The following is an 18,467-nucleotide window of genomic DNA, read 5'->3' on the forward strand; positions in this document are numbered from 1 at the left end:
TTTTTTAAAATTTAATATTGAATATCTCTACTTTGGTTGGCAAATTCTTTTGAATTTTCACCTTTTTTTCGTCCTGTTTTTTCCACTTTGCAGGCACAAACTTTAAACTCGGGAATTTTTGAAACCGGGTCCAAAGCATCGACCGTTAATTGGTTTGCAGAATTGACTCCGCCCCAATGATAAGGAATGAAAACAGTGTCTTGTCTGATGGTCTCCACCACATTTGCAGGAAATAATGCGCTTCCTCGTCTTGTAGAAACTTTAATTAAATCATTTTCTTCGATGCCATATTTCGCTGCCAGTTTTGGATGGATTTCCAATAATGGTTCGGGATACAAATCAACTAATTTCCCAATTCTTCTTGTCTGAGAACCGCTTAAATATTGGCTTACAACTCTACCCGTTGTCAACACAATCGGATAATCTTCGTCTGGTTCTTCGGTTGGTTTTTTATAAGGCGTTGGGTTGAAATGCGCTTTTTTATCATTGGTATTGAAAACCTTGTCTTCCCAAAGTCTCGGTGTTCCGGGATGATCTTCGGTAGGACAAGGCCAGAAAATTCCGAGATTTTTTTCTACTCTTTCGTAAGTAATTCCGTAATAATCTGCGGCGCTTCCCCTGGATGCAACTCTTAATTCATTAAAAGTTTCTTCGCTGTTTTTATAATTAAATTTATCTCCTTCGCCTAATCTTCTGGCGAGTTCCATTAAAATTTCGCTGTCCCGTTTTGCTTTTCCGGGTGGATCAACTACTGCACGGATTCTGATAACGCGACCTTCTGCAGAAGTTGTTGTTCCTTCTTCCTCTTCCTGCAATGAACCAGCGAGAATAATGTTGGCGTGGCGCAAAGTTTCTGATAAAAAGAAATCAATTCCGGCGTAAAACTCTAATTTTTCTAATGCTGCACGAACGTTACTGTTATTTGGCAAAGAAACCAAAGGATTAAAACAAATTGAAAGTAAACCTTTAATCTCGCCTCGGTTGATAGCTTCAATAATTTCATAAGCACTTAAACCTTTTCCGGGCATATCTTCTTCTTTGATTCCCCAGACATTGGCAACAAATTTTCGATGTTCGGGATTTTCGATGTCTCTGTTTCCTGGAAGTTGGTCGCATTTGTGACCGTGTTCACGACCGCCTTGTCCGTTCCCTTGCCCTGTAATCGTCCCGTAACCGCAATAAGGTTTCCCGATTCTACCGGTTGCTAAAACTAAATTGATACAGCTTGAAACATTTTGAACGCCTTTAGAATGATGTTCGATTCCACGAGCGTGCATCAGAAAACTTGTTTTGGCTTTACCCCACATTTCTGCGGCTTTATAAATTAATTCTTTCGGAATTCCGGTTACTTCTTCTCCCCATTCCAAAGTGCAATCTTTTACAGCTTCGGCAGTTTCTTCAAATCCTGAAGTGTAATTATGAATAAAATCGTTATCCAGCCAATTATTATCAATTAAAACTTTCAACATTGTATTCGTCAATGCAGAATCGGTTCCGGGTCTCAATGGCAGATGAATATCGGCAGTTCTGGCAATCGGAATCTGACGTGGGTCGATGACAATCAATTTGGCTCCGTTATCACGAGCTTCCCAGATTTTATGGGTTAAAACTGGGAAACATTCGCTCACATTTGCTCCGGTAATGATGATGACTTCTGCGTGCGCCAAATCTGCCCAACTGTTGGAAGACCTGTCCATTCCAAAGGCTTTTTTGTTTCCTGCACCTGCACTCACCATACAAAGACGACCGTTGTAATCGAGGTTTGCGGTTTTCAAAGCAACTCGGGCAAATTTCCCGATCATATAACTTTTCTCATTGGTAAGAGAAACGCCGGACAACATTGCGAAAGAATTTTTTCCGTATTTTTCCTGTATTCTTTTAATTTCATTAATCACAACATCGTACGCTTCATCCCATTCTATCGGCACAAAACCTTTACCTTCTACTCTTTTGTATGGCGAAAGCAAACGGTCCGGATGATTATCCTGCATATAGCGCTGAACACCTTTTGGACAAAGTCTACCCTCATTAAAAGGGAAATCGTTCCAAGGTTCAAAACCTACGACTTTTTTGTCTTTTACTTTTAATTGAATGCCACATTGCAAACCACAAAAACAGCAATGCGTTTTTACCAAAGCATCAGGATTTTGAGGATTAGACCTCACTGTACCTTTGTTTGGATAATGTTTGTGCGGTCCGAAAACATTGATGATTTCGTCGGCTGTTACAGGTAATTTTGCCATTTTATTTTAAATTTTAACCAAAATAAGTTCCAGATTCTTGTCGTGCTTTTAGATGTGCTTTTGCAAGCATTGCCCGTTTTCCTTCCGGGCTGAAATCTAAATAACTTTTCCCCTCTTCATTTTCTAAATCGAATCCCATTTCCTGGGTTATTTCTTTTAAATCTTCGATGTGCATTGAAGTTGTGTATTCGTCGCCTGTGTGTGGACAAGTTTGCATTCCACGGCGCTTTCCTTCTATTTTATAGATATTTGCACCAACTTGTGCCGGTCTTTGAAAAATGTGAAAAAACTTCCCGAACGGAATCCACATCAGAAACATTGCAACCGTAATTGCGTGTGTGATTGCCATAAACTGGCTCATTTTTCCTTCGAGATAAGAGTAATCAAACCAAATTCCCAAACCAGTGACGGAAACTGCAACGAGTAAAATCAATGGAAGCCAATCTCTTTCGAACCATTGTGTTGCGATTAATCCCTCGTCTACAAATCTTCTGTGCATCATAATTAAGCAACCTATTATCACCATAATAGCAGTCCAAACCAAAATATGGAAAAGGATAAGTGCCATCACAGTATTAAGTGGAAAAGTCATTACTGTAATCCCCATCATATGGGTTTCATACATATCCGTTGTTCCAGCTTTTAACGTAAAGTGCATCCAGCCAAAGGTGAGCCCGAAAGTAACTCCGAAAGAAATTAAACATCCCGTTGCTAAAAGAAAGTGACCTAGCCATCGCATTCTTCCTCTTGGCATAATAAACCTTTGAAAGAGAATGTTGCGTACAGAAAGACGAATCACCTCTTTCATATAGATTGGATAATCTTTACTGAAGATAAATTCCCAGGTGCGTTTCCAATACTTTTGTGTAGCCGGACGCTGCTTCCAAACAGAATGATGGTAAACTACGCCAAAGGTCATACTTATTGTTCCGAAAAAGTATATGATCAAGGCTGCGTCAAAATTCTGTAAATTCAGAGAGCCTATCACTGTGATAGCAATTACAACGAACGTTGCAATAATAGCATTGAAAAATGCTTTCTTATTTATATTTGTAAAAATACTGAACATGTGCAAAGTTTTAAATGATAACTCACTTACAATCAAGAACCACTTTTTTTTCTTAAACAAAGATACAATAACCAATTTTTAAATAAGATACAGATGTCTTATTTAAAATCATTCAAAATAAATGATGTAAATAATATAAAATACCTAATTGATTAACAATAACTTGTATTTAATATGATTTACATCATATTTTAAAAATGAGTTGAAATTTCCCTTTTAATCTAGTTCCTATAAAAAAAACACCTCAAAAAAGGTGTTAAATGATGATAATATAAAAGTTAAACAAAATCTAACTTCAATTTCTCTAAGTCTGCAATCTTTATTCGTTTTCCTGAAAATATGAGGATATTTTCGTTTACCATTTCTGAAATTACCCGGTGCATAGTTTCATAGGTTGTTCCTATATATGCCGCCAAATCTGTCTTGGTTAGTTCAGCTTTTAAAACATTGTCTTTATCAAGTCCTAAATGATCAATAAGATATAAAAGGTTAATGATAAAACGTTTCTTTACAGACAACTGAAATAAACTTGCCATCTTTTGTTCAGACCAGTGCAGTTCCTCTGCGTAAAACATCATCAATTCATAAGCAAAGTATTATTGGTTTTCAACAAGGTTTTAAAAAAATCCAGTTCTACAAAGCAGAGAACAGAATCTATCATTGCCGTGGCAGAAATTGGAGAAAGTAAATTAGCCGTCGAAATTCCGCGGTGTCCGACTATATCGCCTTTTTTACCAAATCTCACAATCATTTCACGCTCTTCCCAATGCTTATGAACTTTTACAAAACCATCCTGTATAAAGTAAACTCCTGACATCTCATTCCCTTCCTCTATGAATTTTTGCCCCTTTTTAACCTTGATCAAAAACCTTTTTAGGTCAATCATCTGCCACCAATCCTGCGTTATGTTTTGACACATAAAACACGTATGACTACATTCACTTAATTTTTTATTCATAGTTGAAAACTGAAGGATGTACTGCAAATGTAGATGAATACACTTTGAATAACAAATAAACACATTAAAATGCGTCTTGGCTTAAAAGATTAGTGAAGAAAATATTTGTTTAATATTTCTCCAGATCTTAAATCTTTTAATATTTGATTCGTTTTTAACTTATCGAGTCCACCTAAACTTGAAATCCATTTTCCAGTTTTAATGAAATCTAGAATATTTAATGATTCAGGGTATTTTCTTTGGATTTGTTTTTCATTCAAACCCGTGTACAAAGCGACTTTTAAACGAAATTTTTTTTACGATATTTATTAAAATTAGCAATTCCAAACAACTCCATTCTCCACCCATAAAAATTACACATGTAATTGTTTCACTATATTTTAAAAGTAATTTTTCAAACGTCTCGGGATTTAGTATTTTTCCATTTTCTGGATTCCAGAGATGCTCAGAATGACAAAGAGGAAAGAAAAATGTTTATTATTACTACCATTGTAATTCCAAATGTGGTTACAGGCATAGTTCCAGTAAAGTAAACTTGGCATTTGAAAATGAACTCCCTAAATACGAATATCATGATGGAATTAATAAATTACTAAAAGAAGTCATCTTAACAAATTTTAAATACATACAGAAAAATATTGATCTTCAGAAAAAAGAAATTTCTGAGCAGATTGTTAATTTGAATAATCGTTTAGATAGCGCAAGAGAAAAATATTTACAAGATCGATTAGATTTTGATGATTATCAGATTATCAAAAATGAAAGTAAGCAGAAAATTGATAATTTAGAAATGGCCTTGCAAAATCAAAAACTTTCAAGTAAAAATACTGATATAAAAGTTAAACTTGAACAAGTACTGGATATTTTGCCAAACCTTTCTCAACTGTATATAAAAGGCGATAATTATACAAAAAGTTCGATATTGTGTTCGATATTGGCTGAAAAATTGGAATTTCAAGAAACAGCATTTCGAACACCTAAATTGAATTCAGCATTAGCTCAAATACTATTGATTAGCAATCAATTACGAAGTAAAAAAAAAGGAAAAACCACTCCTAAAAGTAATTTTTCCCGCCAAGTGACTCAAAGGTACATTTTCCAAAAAATTTTGTAGAAGATTTAAATGAAATTGCGAAACTCGTAGTACTCTTGCCATATTAAATCTACAATGAGCAAAGTAACAAAAAGAACAAAGTTAAAAATTATATTATTTCTACTCTGCATAATCTAACTAGGGAGCGAAGCGATTTTCTGAAAAAACTAATTAAGCAGACAAAAAATACAATTCTTAGCTAGTTCCGTTAAAAGTTCAATGATGAATAAATTTAAAATTAAGAAATTAATCTTTATCTAATAAAAAATCTCTAATTGTAATTTTTGCAAGTGCATGAAGAAATTCTAAAATTTCAGAAGCCTCGTCTTTTGAGACACTTATCCCAGAATCTTTAAGTATTTTAATTGCTTGATCCAAGGATATTTCACGAAACTTCATAAATGATGACAGATCAGATTTGTTTGAACTGTCGATAAATAATTGTTTATTTATTTTGCCGTTAGACACTATTGATTATTATTTATTTAAAAGAAAGAGACTTACTTTCCATCAATTATAAAAGTTGTTGATAAAAGCTTACAATTCTCTTTTAATTCTCAATAAAAATCGACAATAAATCCGAAAGAAAATACTATCATTAAGATCAAAATATTATTCAAGATTCATATGGTATAACAATGTCTTGATAGAGATGATTTTGGTATAAAGAATAATATTCTAGATATAGAAAGACTAAGATTATGGCTACAAAAAATCCTCTAAAGCTATCGTTGTTATAGGATTAATATTGTCAAAACGTCGCCAAAATGATGTAGCATTTTATCTAATTGCACGTCCCATTACCAATATTGTTAAAAATTGTAAATACGCTGGAATATTTTATGCAGAATTGCTGGCACTTGATATATTTTAACTCCTAGCCTGTAATAGCCAAAATATCTAAGTATTTTATGCATTTTCAAATATAGAAACAGTTTAAGCCTTTCCTCTAAGCTTGAAAAAGTCATCCGGCATGGCTTTGATATCTTCATTATCATCAAAGTTTGTAGACTTTAAAAATTGGGTAATAAAATCTCCATTCTTTACTACATCAGTTTTGACAAAAGTATCTCTAAAAGAAGGATAATTAGGAACGATAACATTCTCGTTAAATTTGCTTTTTTTTCAAGGCATATTCTTTAAGGCATTTAACTAAATCAAACTGGTTATTATAATATATTAATTCAACCAAAGAATTTAAGTCAAGCATTGTTAAATTATGAACTTTCTTAAAGCCAGTGTCTAATTCTTTCATTTTTTCAGACATTTTAATTCCTAAATAATGTTCTAATGAAGGGATATTATAAAACGCATTTGAAACAACCAAAACTGGGTATATTTCAATAGTATGGGTTTTAATTTTTTTATTGATGATAAATTCATCAAAATAGCTATTACCTTTGAGTCTTTTAATCATTGAAATTAATTGAGAAACACCTTTCTTTTCAACAAAATTTTTATCTAATATTTTCTCAACCTCATCGTAGTTATAAATGGAATCCAATTTATTGATACTTTCATAATCCTTAAATTCAAATAAGAAAATATGCCTATTATTAAATATCATACCATCTATCAATGACTTATCAGTATCATTAAATATAATTTTGTAATATTTATTTTTTAAAGACTGTTGAATAAGGTTTCTGAATAATATCTCTTCTCCACCCTTTTCAGCATATTCGGAGGAGAAATCATTATAAGAATTAAAAGCATTATATTCTTCAGTCAAAAACTGGAAAGCTTTGAACTTAATCTTATGATAAAAGTATAGAAACAAGTAGGCTTTATTTAATACGAAATAACCATTCTGATCATCAGAGTCTTTAAGCAATGGAAAATATTTGAGCTCAATTTTATTCTTATTGAATAAGCTGTTTATACATAGCTCTTCACAAAATTCTTTTATTTGAATTTCATTTGAGTTTTCTGGATTAAGACGTATATAGTTTTTATCGTCTAGATAGTTTAATAAAGATAGCTGGTCAAAAATGTATTTATCTAGACCATTAATATTATATTTTTCTTCAAACTTCTGTAGAAAGCCTGAGTAATTTCTGCACAAGTATTCAAATAAAGATCGTAACCTAGCAAAGATAAAGAGCTGATGGTATACAAAATCGAAATCTATGGTTTTTGCAGTAATAATAAATTGAGATAAACTTTTAAAATACGCTGGTGGAATATCATCCATAAATTTGTTTCCAGGATAAACTTCTGTATTAAAAAGTAAATACGCTTTAATAAAAGGAAATGACTCAAAGTCAGGGTCTGCTTTTTCTTTCAGATAAACATAATTTTCAACAATTTTTTTGATTAACAAACTATTTGCTTTCGTATTAAAAATACATTTTTCTTCATTAATACTGGAGTCAGAGTTCTTTTTATCTAAGATACTTAATATCCTACTGATTTCGTGCCTATATTTCTTTTTCTCAGCATTTGATAATGACTGTATTAGGTTATCTTCAAAAGACTCTCCCTCATCAAGAGATTGATTTATAGCACAAACAGTTATTAGTAAAACATCAGGATCTATTCCTGTTAAAAAGTCTAAGACATTTCTTTTTTCGATTTTTTCTGGAAAAATATCTTTCCAACCAAGAGCAACAACTAATTTTAAGTATCTTCGACTTTTCAATTTTCTCATTTTTGATTTCAGTGGTAACAACAATAAATTAAGTATATTAAGTCTTTAGACATCAAAAATATTAATACTTTAACTATTGAGATTTTAAGATTATTATTGATAAGCAAAATTATGGCTACTTACTAACGTAAAATCTTTGCCACTTCTCTTAACGCAGTTTTCAAATCTCCTTTTTGAGACTGGGATAAATAAAATTGATGCTCTAACCTCTCAATGAATGGATAGAAAAAATTAATATGTTCAATTTTTCCTTGGTTTTCTACTATAAATAAATTTAAGGCTTCTGTTACTTTGTATAACCCCTCCTCACTTTCACTAGCCATATTTGTGAGCACCTCAGTAACATAGTTTTCAAGACGGTCAAATTCATCCCTGTCTTTTTGGGTTTTAGATATTTTTAGTAAGTCCATCATTTTTGGCAAATAAACCAAATCCCTAATATTTTTCAGATATGCTGCATCGTAATAAAAATCAAATTCATCTTCGCTATCGTCATCACTATGGTTTAACATATAGTTTAGATAATACAATGTCCCATCAAAATCTCCAACTCTTGTTAGCTGTTGTGAAGCACGATATTTCTCTTGTTCAGGTTCTTCATCATTGTCAATTATGTTCGTAAGAAATGCTGTGATTTCATTTTTGCAGCTTTCTTTTAAAAGAATTAAATTTATAATTTCCCATCTAATTGTATCATTTGCTACAACATATAGCAGCGTTAGCAAATCTTTAGGATCATCTACAAATTTATCAAAAGTCCGCAGAACCTCATTTTTAGCATACTCATCATATGTAGTACCAGCCAAAGCAGCAAAAATAAATTGGTAAGCGCCCTCCAATCCATTTTCAATAGCATAAATAGCATTATTTTTCCAAGAAGCATCATAATCAATATCTTTCTCAAGATTTTCAATGACTCTTTTGGCTACTTCTTCCTTTCCTACTTGTTTTTCTATCACATTAAAGTCTAGTGAATCAGAATTTCTATTTAAATCATAGTGGGTTGTAAAATCAAGAATTTTTTCTTTACCTATTTTTATTTCAAACCTAGAAATATAATACCATAGATTTTGAACTTGTCTATCAAATGTTGCTCTTTGTCTGCCAGAACTACTAACAGTAATTGCATTTTTTATATCAGCTTTAGAAACCCTATCCCTTACCCATCAGCAAGCTGATTTATCTGCATCTCGTTTAATTCTATGTTAGGATCACCTGTCAATTTGTCTTTCAGACTTGTGAAAAGATAATCTTCAAATTTATCCGTTTGCTCAACAAAAGCTAAAACCTGTTCAACAGTGACCTCATTATTTCCTCTGGTAAAATCTGCAAGAAGCTCGAATGGTCCATTAAGAATATCTGTTTCATCATACTTTCTATGCTGATATAGCAAATCCCAATCTAGCTTTTCAATATTATGCTGATCAAAAAAGTGAATTAATTCCTGTTTGAATAGCTCTTTTGAGAAGAAAACATCAGTGTTCTTCTGCGCCCACTCATTATTTTGTTGTACAATAGTAGGTTCACTTACATTGTCCAATACCTTTGAATTTTCCCTGATCTGTTGTTCCAGATAGTTAAATTCTTCCTTAATTTGTTGGCTTCCATACCACTTCACTTCTTTGTAAAATGATAACAGGTCTTCATTTGTTAAATTATGCTCTTTATACAATCCAATAACATAATCTATAGCATCTTTATTTACAAGTCTTTTGTAAAGATGGGCTCTTTCATATGATAAAATTGCACTATTGCCAAAAATCTCTTTAAATATTCTTAACGAAGTTTCGGTTTTGTTAAAAAAGCTACTTAAAATATCTAAACTTTTTTCATCACCTAAACGAATATTATGTTTGTACGCTTTATTAATAAGATCATATAAATCAGGGTATTGATTATATAGTTCTGCTGATTGATCGATAATACTTTTAAGTACTTTTTCTCGATTATCTAGCCTAAACAACACTCTACTATTAGTATCGTCAGAAAGATATTTTAGTATTTTTTTAAGGGCTTCAATTCCAAAATTGGCAGAAAAAACTTCAGTAAGCTGCATCTCTTCATCTAATAAGTTGACCTTATCCCTATCTTTATCTTGTTCCGAAATATCCAGTCCTTGTATTAAATAATCAACATATTCACTCTCGAGCTGGGCTTTATGTATCAGCCTGTACATAGCCGAACGGATATATTGATTATTTCTTTTTCCATAAACTTTCATCAATTCATCAATTACAGCTCGGTTTGCATACCCAAGTGTTCCTAGTGCATAGGCTGCCGCATTAAAATAATGAACATCAGTAGTTTCTTCAAGTATAAAAGATAAAAGAGCTTCTTTTGTTTTTACATTTTCTTGAGCTCCAAGATGCTGATCATCGATCAGATGAAGCGCATTCAATCTCGTATATCTGCTATTATTTTTATCTAAGAGCTCTTTAAGGAGAAATTCATTAGCAGATTCCATTGGCGCAAAACGTGCAAGTTCTATTGCAGTGAACTTGTTTGATCTTAGCCATACCCCTTGTTTTTTATAATGATTGAAGATATTTTTAAAAATTTCAAATCTTATCTGCGGATCTATTTTATCTGGTTCTATCTTGACCAAAATTTCCGGTTCTATCTTCAGTATCCATTCGATTAATCCTTTTCTTTTGTTATCATCAATTATGCTCATCAAAAAGAACAAAGTATTTACCCAACTGGGTTTAATAATCTTACCTTTAAAAGAAATTGTTTCCTTTATTTCTTCAATTGACATTTCATGTAATGAGCTTGCTGCTAAAAATTCCTGAATATTATTATGTTCAAAACCCCACACTGCAGGATCATCATCAAAATTTTTAAACGTGGTAGAATATCTTATTAAATCTAGATCAGCAGGATCAGGTAAAATTTGGCTTAGTTGATCAAAAGAAACATAATTTTTACCCATAAATTCCATAGTTAGGGCAACTTTTCGCAATAATTCCATCACCCTATTCTTCTGCAACTTTAAGTTAGTTGTCCCATTAAAATGTATTTGATCAAAGTCGAACCTTTTCTCAATGAATTCATTTAGTAAATCGGCCTTACTAATTTCTAAGTCTGCATTTAATTTATATTTTTCCAGCAAAATCTGAAGGAAAAAGGGCTGTATGATAAGATCTTTGAAACCTTTATTATAGGCTTCTTTTATAAATTCACCCCCGTTAATTTGATATTCTTCATGCGCATATGTTCGAATGTCCTTAACATCGATATCATCAAATAAGTAGACATCAAAATCGGAAAGTGTACCTCCTGAAATGTCTGATGGAAATTCATAAAAATTAGTTCGACAAGAGATAACAATATGAATGCTTGGAAACTTACTTGAAAAAGAACTTATCTTTCTTACCGCAGTATTAAAATTTACAGGCTCAATCTCATCCAGACCATCCAGAATTACTAAACAAATATTTTCGGGTATTTTGTTCCAATCTCTTGGTAGAAAATCTTCTATATTTTCATTTACGTAGGTGTTCATCTTTTGAAAAACAGGAACAAATGGGGAATTTGGAACTGAATAGTGTGCTACCAGATTAGATAATTCGGTAGACTTTCCGGATCCTGCACCACCTAACACTACTATCCTTGTTTCTTCTGCAGCTAATTCAGCTAATGTTTTTCTATTTGATGTATCAAAAAAACTATCTATAGAATCAGCATTTGAATCATACGGACTTAAAGTACGATGTATAACTTTTTTGTAGGGCACTATACCAATAATAAAATTGGAAAAATCAATAGATTCCGCAGTTGCTGTGGTTACTTGGTTTTCTTTAAAAAATTCATTTTTTTCTTCTACTCTCTTTTTTTGTTCTACCTCCCATACCCAATCATTAAGCACTTGATGGATTTTATTGACAAAACTAGTCTTATCCGCCAAATCAGGAAACGTATGTACCCAACCACTATCTTGAATTTCTGTCTTAAATTTCTGGACCTTGAGCAAATCCTCCGTTTCTTTAATACTGGTGGATTTCCTTGGCTCTTTGAAGAAAAAATAAATGGCAATCTTTTGGCCATCTTTAAACTTTTGGACAGCTAACCGAAACTCCTCTTCTGTACCAGATCCATATGGTTTTCCGGTTGCCGGATCATCTGCTCCAGAAGCTGTACCATACTTCATCCACAATAATCCTATATAAATGTCATACCCTGAAAATCTAAAGTTAATTTCCTCTTGTGATCTGTTTCCCCAGGGAGCCACAATATCTTTAAAGTCTAAAACTTCAAAAAAAATCCCTCGATCTTTTATAGAGAGTTGATGGTTTAAAGATTTACAAACCTCTTTTATAATATTTTTTTCATCATTTACATCTCCAGGACAGGAAACAAAAACTCGTATCTGTGTACTATTTAACATGAAAATCTGTTTGTGTAAATTTAGCAAATCTTAAAATTAAAGCAAGACATACTAACTATTATTCATAAGAATAAAGCAATCCGATTAATAAAATATTTTTTTTTGAAAATTCAAAAAAAAATCAAGAACTAGGATCCATCCTACGTAATTTATGCAAGCGAGTTCCTTAACGTTAACCAATCAAAAAAGTTAGGATCATCTGATATTTCAGCTTTAAACTTTTCTTCAGGTTGTATTCCAAAGTCAGCAAATGAAAGAGGTAAATTAGTCAACAAGTGATAATCTTTAATATAATCATTTGTAATCCAAGCACTACCAAGAACACATATTGAGTTATAATATAAAATTACTTGTTCAAAATTTGATAGCTGCGCACGCACCATTTTTACATAATCATATTTTACATCATCAGTAAATAATTCATTTTCTTGAGAATGTACATACTTCACTGTTTGAAATAAGTGTCGATAATAATGACCTATCTTGGTACCATGCCCTGTAAAAGGCTCATAGTATTGTATAAAAACAGCGTTTTTCCCCTTATGTGTAATTTCAAGATTTTTCAGCTTTAAAACTTTGTAGCCCGTTTGATTTTCGTATTTTTTCTTATCATTTAAAAAATGAGCGTATGTGAGTTTTTCACTTTCTAATCTCTTGAGAGTATTTTTAAAAAATTCAGTAGAATTAATTTTTGGCGCAATATGAGAAAAGACACCATCACTCGCATGCCCAATTCCGTAGAAAAAAATCAAATATGCTAAATTGGTTAATTGTTCTTTATCTAGTACAATACTTTTATCCGATTTATCATAATTGTGTTCAAGCACAAAATAAATATATCTTAACTCAAAATAATAGGTTGTAAAAGCTTTTCTACCAATAACAACATTTTGTATATTTTGCTCTTCAACATTTTCTCGGTGAATTCTTATTAACTCAAAGAACCTGTTTTCAAACCTTTCTATCACGGTATCATCGGCTTGCTTTGCAAACTGGTCTCTTTGTTCTTTATTTGCCTCATACTGTATGTAAAAAGCCATAAAAGTTAAAATAGATGCAATCCACGCTATTATCGGTCCAGCAGTACCTCCGAATGCATCACCAATTGCACCTCTATCTCCCACATTTCCTTTATCGAAGTATCTCGATTGAATTAATTCGGGTCCGTTTTTGTATAGAAATATTGCTACAATTACCCCGATTAAACCTAATATTAATAAGCGATCTTTTGTTTTCTGTTCCAAAATTTAATACATAATTAGTTCTCGATATGATTAAGTTATTAGTCCCAATGCAATCTACATCTACCAAATAATATCCCCGTTACTTAATATATTCTTTGCATTGACTCTATTTTTAACTTTTGCGAGAGTTATAACTTCAGGATGATTCCTTACATATTCCTTTTCGTAATAAGATTCCTCAACTTCAAATTCAGTAATTTGAAATAATCCAAATTTACTTTCAACAGAATCAGGATGTACAGCCAAATTATCCGTCCCAAAATCATTTCCAACACTTGGATAAATAATACAATCAAAATTAAAAGAAGGATTTGGGTCAGTCCTCGTTCTAAGAATTCTTTCAGAAAAGATAGCACTAATTAAATATTCATAATGATGGGAAACAGGTTTTGTAAATTCTCTACCTAACAATTTAAAATAATGTCTTGACCATTCAACTAAAAGTTTGGAATGACTATCTCCATACTTTTCGAATGCTGCAGTTGCCTTCTGCACTCCTGGATTGACATACATTGCTCTATCGCTATGAGAAATTGGATAAGAAACAAGTTCTTTTTGTTCTTTAGGCTTCCATAATCCAACTGTAATCAATTTATTAATGGGAGGCTTTATTTCTTTTAAAGCTGAATCAATATTCTCGGTTGTATATAATACAGTCGTATTAGGAGTATTTGCTCTATTATATTTATTTATACTCTTTACAATGTCTATCGGTGGATATTTTAAAAAACTTATATTATTGAGTCTTTCATTTTTTTTTGAAACCCATTCATTAACCACCAATCTATATGTGTGAATTACTGATAACTTATTAGACATTAAGGGAATATAATTAAATGCGTAATCTATATAACTTTTGAAGTTGTCGAATTCGTTAGCATCAAATGATGAATAGTCCAATTTTTGGAGAGCAATATCAAGATCTTCGTAAAATTTAAAAAGACTTATAAAGTCATTTCGTTCATCATTTGAGATTTCCTGATGCTGTAATAATCTAAATGAAATATTTTGTTCTTTTGTGTAATGAGCTCCATCTATCCATCTTTTCAAAGGGGGAATTTCAGGTAAATCTCTGAATTTTAATTGCCAATTTGGTTTGATCATTAGTTTTATAGTTTGCAATTCTCAAATATACAAAATGGACATTAAAAAAAATATTGATATTACGAGATGCAAAATATTGCTAATATCCAGGGCAAGAGGTGACTGTTATCTTATTAGGAAAACTTATATCTTACATATTCAATAGGTAGTTTTGACCTTTCGTTACTTTTTCTCGCTATCTATATATTCAATTACTTTTTTTGTCTCCGTGCCAACTCATTCTTTTATCAGTTGTTGAGTATTGTGGTTAGTACTGTTATGCATAAGAGGTAAAATTAAACAGAAAACTAAGGAGCGCACAGCATCGTAATGCTAGCAAAATAGGTTTTTTAATGGCGTTGTTTTTATACTACTAAATTTACGAAAATTTTGAATTAAAAATCCAAAAAATAATCTGGAGAACGGAAAGCATTGTTTGATTTCCTATTAACAATTTTTTTGGCAATGTTTCAGCAGATTTCTGCACAAAGCGATTATTATTTGGGTTTGTGGAACTGCCAATTCACCAGTCTGGAATACGAAAATGTAAAAGAATTTATCGATACAGTATCTAAGGAAGTGTTTATTAATGGTGGTTTACACAATACGAGGTGTACAAAAGTGGTACACGATTAAGATGCTGCAACATCTTTTTTTTTTACTTTTCCGCACGAATCTCGTCACGTTAAATGCTTGTAATCCAGTAATTTAAAATAAATAACGATAAATTTAAAAATACATTTGTACTACTTCCGTACACCTCCAACCTTATAAATTACTGTAAATTAAACAATTAACATTTCCCGAATGCGACAGTTATAATTGATACATTTCAGCTGTACATCTCAATTTCATATAATTTTAGGGCTAAACAAGACATACTTCTAAATAAGTCAGCTCAAATTTCATCTATTTCTAGTTGGTAAAAATAAGGACATAACTTAGCAAAATTTAATATTTATTTAGAGGTGTTTATGTTGGTAAATGTAAAATTTTGCTTTTTAATCTCATCACTAAATCTGATACATCTGTTATGATCATCAATTATTTGCGATATATTTTTTTTCAAAAATAAACAAGAGCATGGTGATACTGTTCTCATTTTAAAATTTTACATTTTATTTTAATTGATTTTCAATAAATTGACATCAAAAATTATAATCATCACTAATTTTGGAACATTACCTACAGTAGCTGTAATTACAGTGAATACATTAATTTCGCCATTTATTCATAATGATTTAAAGTAAATTAGTAACTCCACATCTGAACCATTACCCGCAATTGAAATTCAATGGACAGAGGATTATTGATAAGCAGCAAAAGAAGTAAAAATCGCTCAGAGCTGATTTTAAATTAAATATGAACTTGCTGGTACAGAACCCGAACTTTTTATTGGAAGATTTGAAGAAGTTAGTGTTGGTAATCACAAATAACATAGATAAGTCACTGACAATCACAAGCCAACGGCAAACAAATAGAAAAAGGCTTTGAATGAAACTTCAGTAGAGGGGAGTTGCAAGTGTCAAACCTTTTTGAAGATGTAACTGCAATATTGGCCATGGAAAACTTATTGGTCATTTCGCTAAGCTATTTATTGAAGTTACTCAAAACGTTGACAGGATGAACAACACAGCAACACATACACTATAAATTGATTGATAAAGCAAAGAAAAATTATCCCCGACAGACAAGACAATTAGTGAAATCATCTACGAGTTGAGCTTTGAGCATTTGCAGTCATTCAGCAAACTTTTTCAAGACGAAGACAAACGTTTCGTCTTTGGAGTTTAGACAGTCGTTTAACTAATGAAGTCGTATTTTTCGTTAAGTTTGTAATATTTTTATATGTAAAATATGCCAAATGCCAATATAAAATACCGTCTTATCAAACCCGAAGAAACGCTTGCGGATTTTGTCTATTGTTTTTCAGCTTTACAGGACGTGTCGCATATAGAGGAAGGCATTATTATTCCGAATGGAAAAGTTGATTTGATTTTTACCGTTACAGATAACGGTCAATTGCGTACTGCATTATTAGGATTAGAAACCAAGCCTAAAATAACAAATGTAAAAGTCTCAGCTTTTTTAGCAGTGAATTTCAATCCGCTTGCTGTAGAGTATGTTTTGCAGGATTCCATTGCCGATATAAGGAACAGCGGAAAAGGACTCCCCAACCATTTTTGGGATTTTACGGTGAATGATTTACACGATTTTGATGCCTTCTGCGAAAAAGCCACGCACAAAATCCTATCTGTGTTACCTGATAAAATTGATGAACGCAAACGCCAATTATTCAAACTGATTTTTGCTGCCAACGGAGAAATTTCGGTAAAAGAACTTTCCGAAAAGGTGCATTGGAGCGAGCGGCAAATTAACCGTTATTTCAATCAACAATTCGGACTTTCTTTAAAAGCGTATTGCAATATTCTCCGTTTTCAGGCTTCGCTTACCCATATTAAGAAAGGCGAATTATATCCACAACTCAATTTTACCGACCAATCCCATTTCATCAAAGAAATTAAAAAACTTTCGGGCGTTTCGCCCAAAGAACTTCACAAAAATGAAAACGACCGTTTTTTACAATTTTTAGTTCCGGCAGCAAAATAATTTTGCAGCATTAATTTTAATCACAAAAATTATGTTGTTACAAGATAAAAAAGTCGCTGTTATTGGTGCAGGTCCTGTTGGATTAACCTTTGCAAGATTGCTGCAACAGGAAGGAGTAAACGTAAGTGTTTATGAACGCGACATAAATCAATACGCCCGGATAAAAGGCGGTACGCTTGACTTGCTTAAAGATATGGGACAGGCTGTTTTTGAAAAAGCGGGATTATTAGCTGCTTATTTTGATAACGCAAGGCCAACAGCACGAAGAATTGCAGACATCCACGGGAACGTAGTTCAAACGCTTCCTATATCTGACAATCCGGAAATTGACAGAAACGATTTGAGAAGGATACTGCTTGAAAGCCTGCATCCTCAAACGGTCATTTGGGACAGAAAGTTTATCTCCATTGAAAAAAAAGAAGGAACATTCCTGCTGCATTTTGAAAATGACATCACAGAAACCGCAGATTTGGTAGTTGGCGCAAACGGCATTATGAGCAGGTTGAGAAAAGAAATGACCGAAGTGCCTGCAAGATATACAGGAACCATTACTATCACGGGCGAGGTGCTTGACTATGCATCCCAATGCCCCAATTTTAAAAATATATGTGCTGACGATAAAATAATAGCTAAGGATGACCGCATCTTTTTTCTTTCCCAACCCAAAACAAACGGTGAGCTATATTATTATGTTTGCTTTCGCCAACCTGAGAGTTGGTTAAAAAGTCATAACCTCAACCTCAATGATAATCAGCAAATAGCTGCTTTTTTAAGTAGCCTGTGCTATGAATGGGATGGTGCTTACAAAGAACTTTTTGCAGCAACAAGTGAGTTTACTTTATTGCCGATGTATCAGGTTCCCTTGGAAAATTGGCACAACCATAGCCATATCACTTTAATGGGCGATGCGGCGCACGGAATGCCGCCCTATGCAGGCGTAGGCGTAAATACAGGTTTATTGGACGCTTTGCATCTGGCAGAAAATTTGACCAATAGGGAATTTGAAAGTATCCAGGCTGCAATTGATGATTATGAAAGACAGATGTTTGCTTATGCTTCGGAGGCACAACAACAAACCGCATCCAACGAAGCTGCACTTTTTCCAAAAGAGTAGTGCATTTTAATATCCC

Annotated in this window: 14 protein-coding genes; 4 read left to right on the top strand and 10 right to left on the bottom strand. The window is 32.5% G+C overall.

Going from position 1 to position 18,467, the window contains the following annotated elements:
* Window positions 1-11 precede the first annotated feature (11 nt).
* The 4 genes from EL165_RS06195 to EL165_RS06210 all read right to left on the bottom strand — a co-directional run bounded on the left by EL165_RS06195 (window position 12) and on the right by EL165_RS06210 (window position 4,270).
* Window positions 12-2,243: a molybdopterin oxidoreductase family protein gene (locus EL165_RS06195; RefSeq protein WP_002978623.1), complete on the bottom strand. Its 2,232-nt coding sequence runs from the start codon at window positions 2,241-2,243 to the stop codon at window positions 12-14.
* Between the two features lie 13 nt (window positions 2,244-2,256).
* Window positions 2,257-3,312, bottom strand: a complete 1,056-nt coding sequence (locus EL165_RS06200) for a hypothetical protein (protein WP_029292686.1) — start codon at window positions 3,310-3,312, stop codon at window positions 2,257-2,259.
* Window positions 3,313-3,590: 278 nt separating this feature from the next.
* On the bottom strand, window positions 3,591-3,848 hold the full coding sequence (locus tag EL165_RS06205; RefSeq protein ID WP_164720328.1) for a helix-turn-helix domain-containing protein: 258 nt from the start codon (window positions 3,846-3,848) through the stop codon (window positions 3,591-3,593).
* A 41-nt stretch (window positions 3,849-3,889) separates the two neighbouring features.
* Entirely contained in the window at window positions 3,890-4,270 is a 381-nt protein-coding gene (locus EL165_RS06210; RefSeq protein ID WP_126358597.1) for a Crp/Fnr family transcriptional regulator, read from the bottom strand.
* Window positions 4,271-4,805: 535 nt separating this feature from the next.
* Here EL165_RS06210 and EL165_RS06215 point away from each other — a divergent pair.
* Entirely contained in the window at window positions 4,806-5,384 is a 579-nt protein-coding gene (locus EL165_RS06215) for a hypothetical protein (RefSeq protein WP_002978616.1), read from the top strand.
* 225 nt (window positions 5,385-5,609) lie between these two features.
* On the opposite strand, the gene EL165_RS06220 is transcribed toward EL165_RS06215, so the two are convergent.
* The 6 genes from EL165_RS06220 to EL165_RS06245 all read right to left on the bottom strand — a co-directional run bounded on the left by EL165_RS06220 (window position 5,610) and on the right by EL165_RS06245 (window position 14,748).
* The gene (locus EL165_RS06220; RefSeq protein ID WP_002978614.1) at window positions 5,610-5,831 is read right to left on the bottom strand and encodes a hypothetical protein; all 222 of its coding nucleotides are present in this window, start codon (window positions 5,829-5,831) and stop codon (window positions 5,610-5,612) included.
* Window positions 5,832-6,471: 640 nt separating this feature from the next.
* Entirely contained in the window at window positions 6,472-8,013 is a 1,542-nt protein-coding gene (locus EL165_RS06225) for a hypothetical protein (protein WP_126358598.1), read from the bottom strand.
* 122 nt (window positions 8,014-8,135) lie between these two features.
* Window positions 8,136-8,972: a hypothetical protein gene (locus EL165_RS06230; RefSeq protein WP_002978611.1), complete on the bottom strand. Its 837-nt coding sequence runs from the start codon at window positions 8,970-8,972 to the stop codon at window positions 8,136-8,138.
* A 200-nt stretch (window positions 8,973-9,172) separates the two neighbouring features.
* On the bottom strand, window positions 9,173-12,400 hold the full coding sequence (locus EL165_RS06235) for an NACHT domain-containing protein (RefSeq protein WP_002978610.1): 3,228 nt from the start codon (window positions 12,398-12,400) through the stop codon (window positions 9,173-9,175).
* 149 nt (window positions 12,401-12,549) lie between these two features.
* The gene (locus EL165_RS06240; protein WP_002978609.1) at window positions 12,550-13,644 is read right to left on the bottom strand and encodes a putative phage abortive infection protein; all 1,095 of its coding nucleotides are present in this window, start codon (window positions 13,642-13,644) and stop codon (window positions 12,550-12,552) included.
* Between the two features lie 60 nt (window positions 13,645-13,704).
* Window positions 13,705-14,748, bottom strand: a complete 1,044-nt coding sequence (locus tag EL165_RS06245; RefSeq protein ID WP_002978608.1) for a hypothetical protein — start codon at window positions 14,746-14,748, stop codon at window positions 13,705-13,707.
* Window positions 14,749-15,192: 444 nt separating this feature from the next.
* Here EL165_RS06245 and EL165_RS25770 point away from each other — a divergent pair, with 444 nt between their 5' ends.
* The 3 genes from EL165_RS25770 to EL165_RS06260 all read left to right on the top strand — a co-directional run bounded on the left by EL165_RS25770 (window position 15,193) and on the right by EL165_RS06260 (window position 18,451).
* A complete protein-coding gene (locus tag EL165_RS25770) occupies window positions 15,193-15,363 on the top strand; it encodes a hypothetical protein (protein WP_002978607.1) in 171 nt (56 codons plus the stop codon).
* Between the two features lie 1,221 nt (window positions 15,364-16,584).
* Window positions 16,585-17,337 carry a helix-turn-helix domain-containing protein gene (locus tag EL165_RS06255; RefSeq protein WP_002978605.1) on the top strand — a complete coding sequence of 251 codons (753 nt, stop codon included), beginning with the start codon at window positions 16,585-16,587 and terminating at the stop codon, window positions 17,335-17,337.
* A gap of 31 nt (window positions 17,338-17,368) precedes the next feature.
* Window positions 17,369-18,451: an FAD-dependent oxidoreductase gene (locus EL165_RS06260; protein ID WP_002978604.1), complete on the top strand. Its 1,083-nt coding sequence runs from the start codon at window positions 17,369-17,371 to the stop codon at window positions 18,449-18,451.
* Window positions 18,452-18,467: the final 16 nt, after the last annotated feature.

The sequence above is a fragment of the Chryseobacterium gleum genome (assembly GCF_900636535.1).
Taxonomy (GTDB): Bacteria; Bacteroidota; Bacteroidia; order Flavobacteriales; family Weeksellaceae; genus Chryseobacterium; species Chryseobacterium gleum.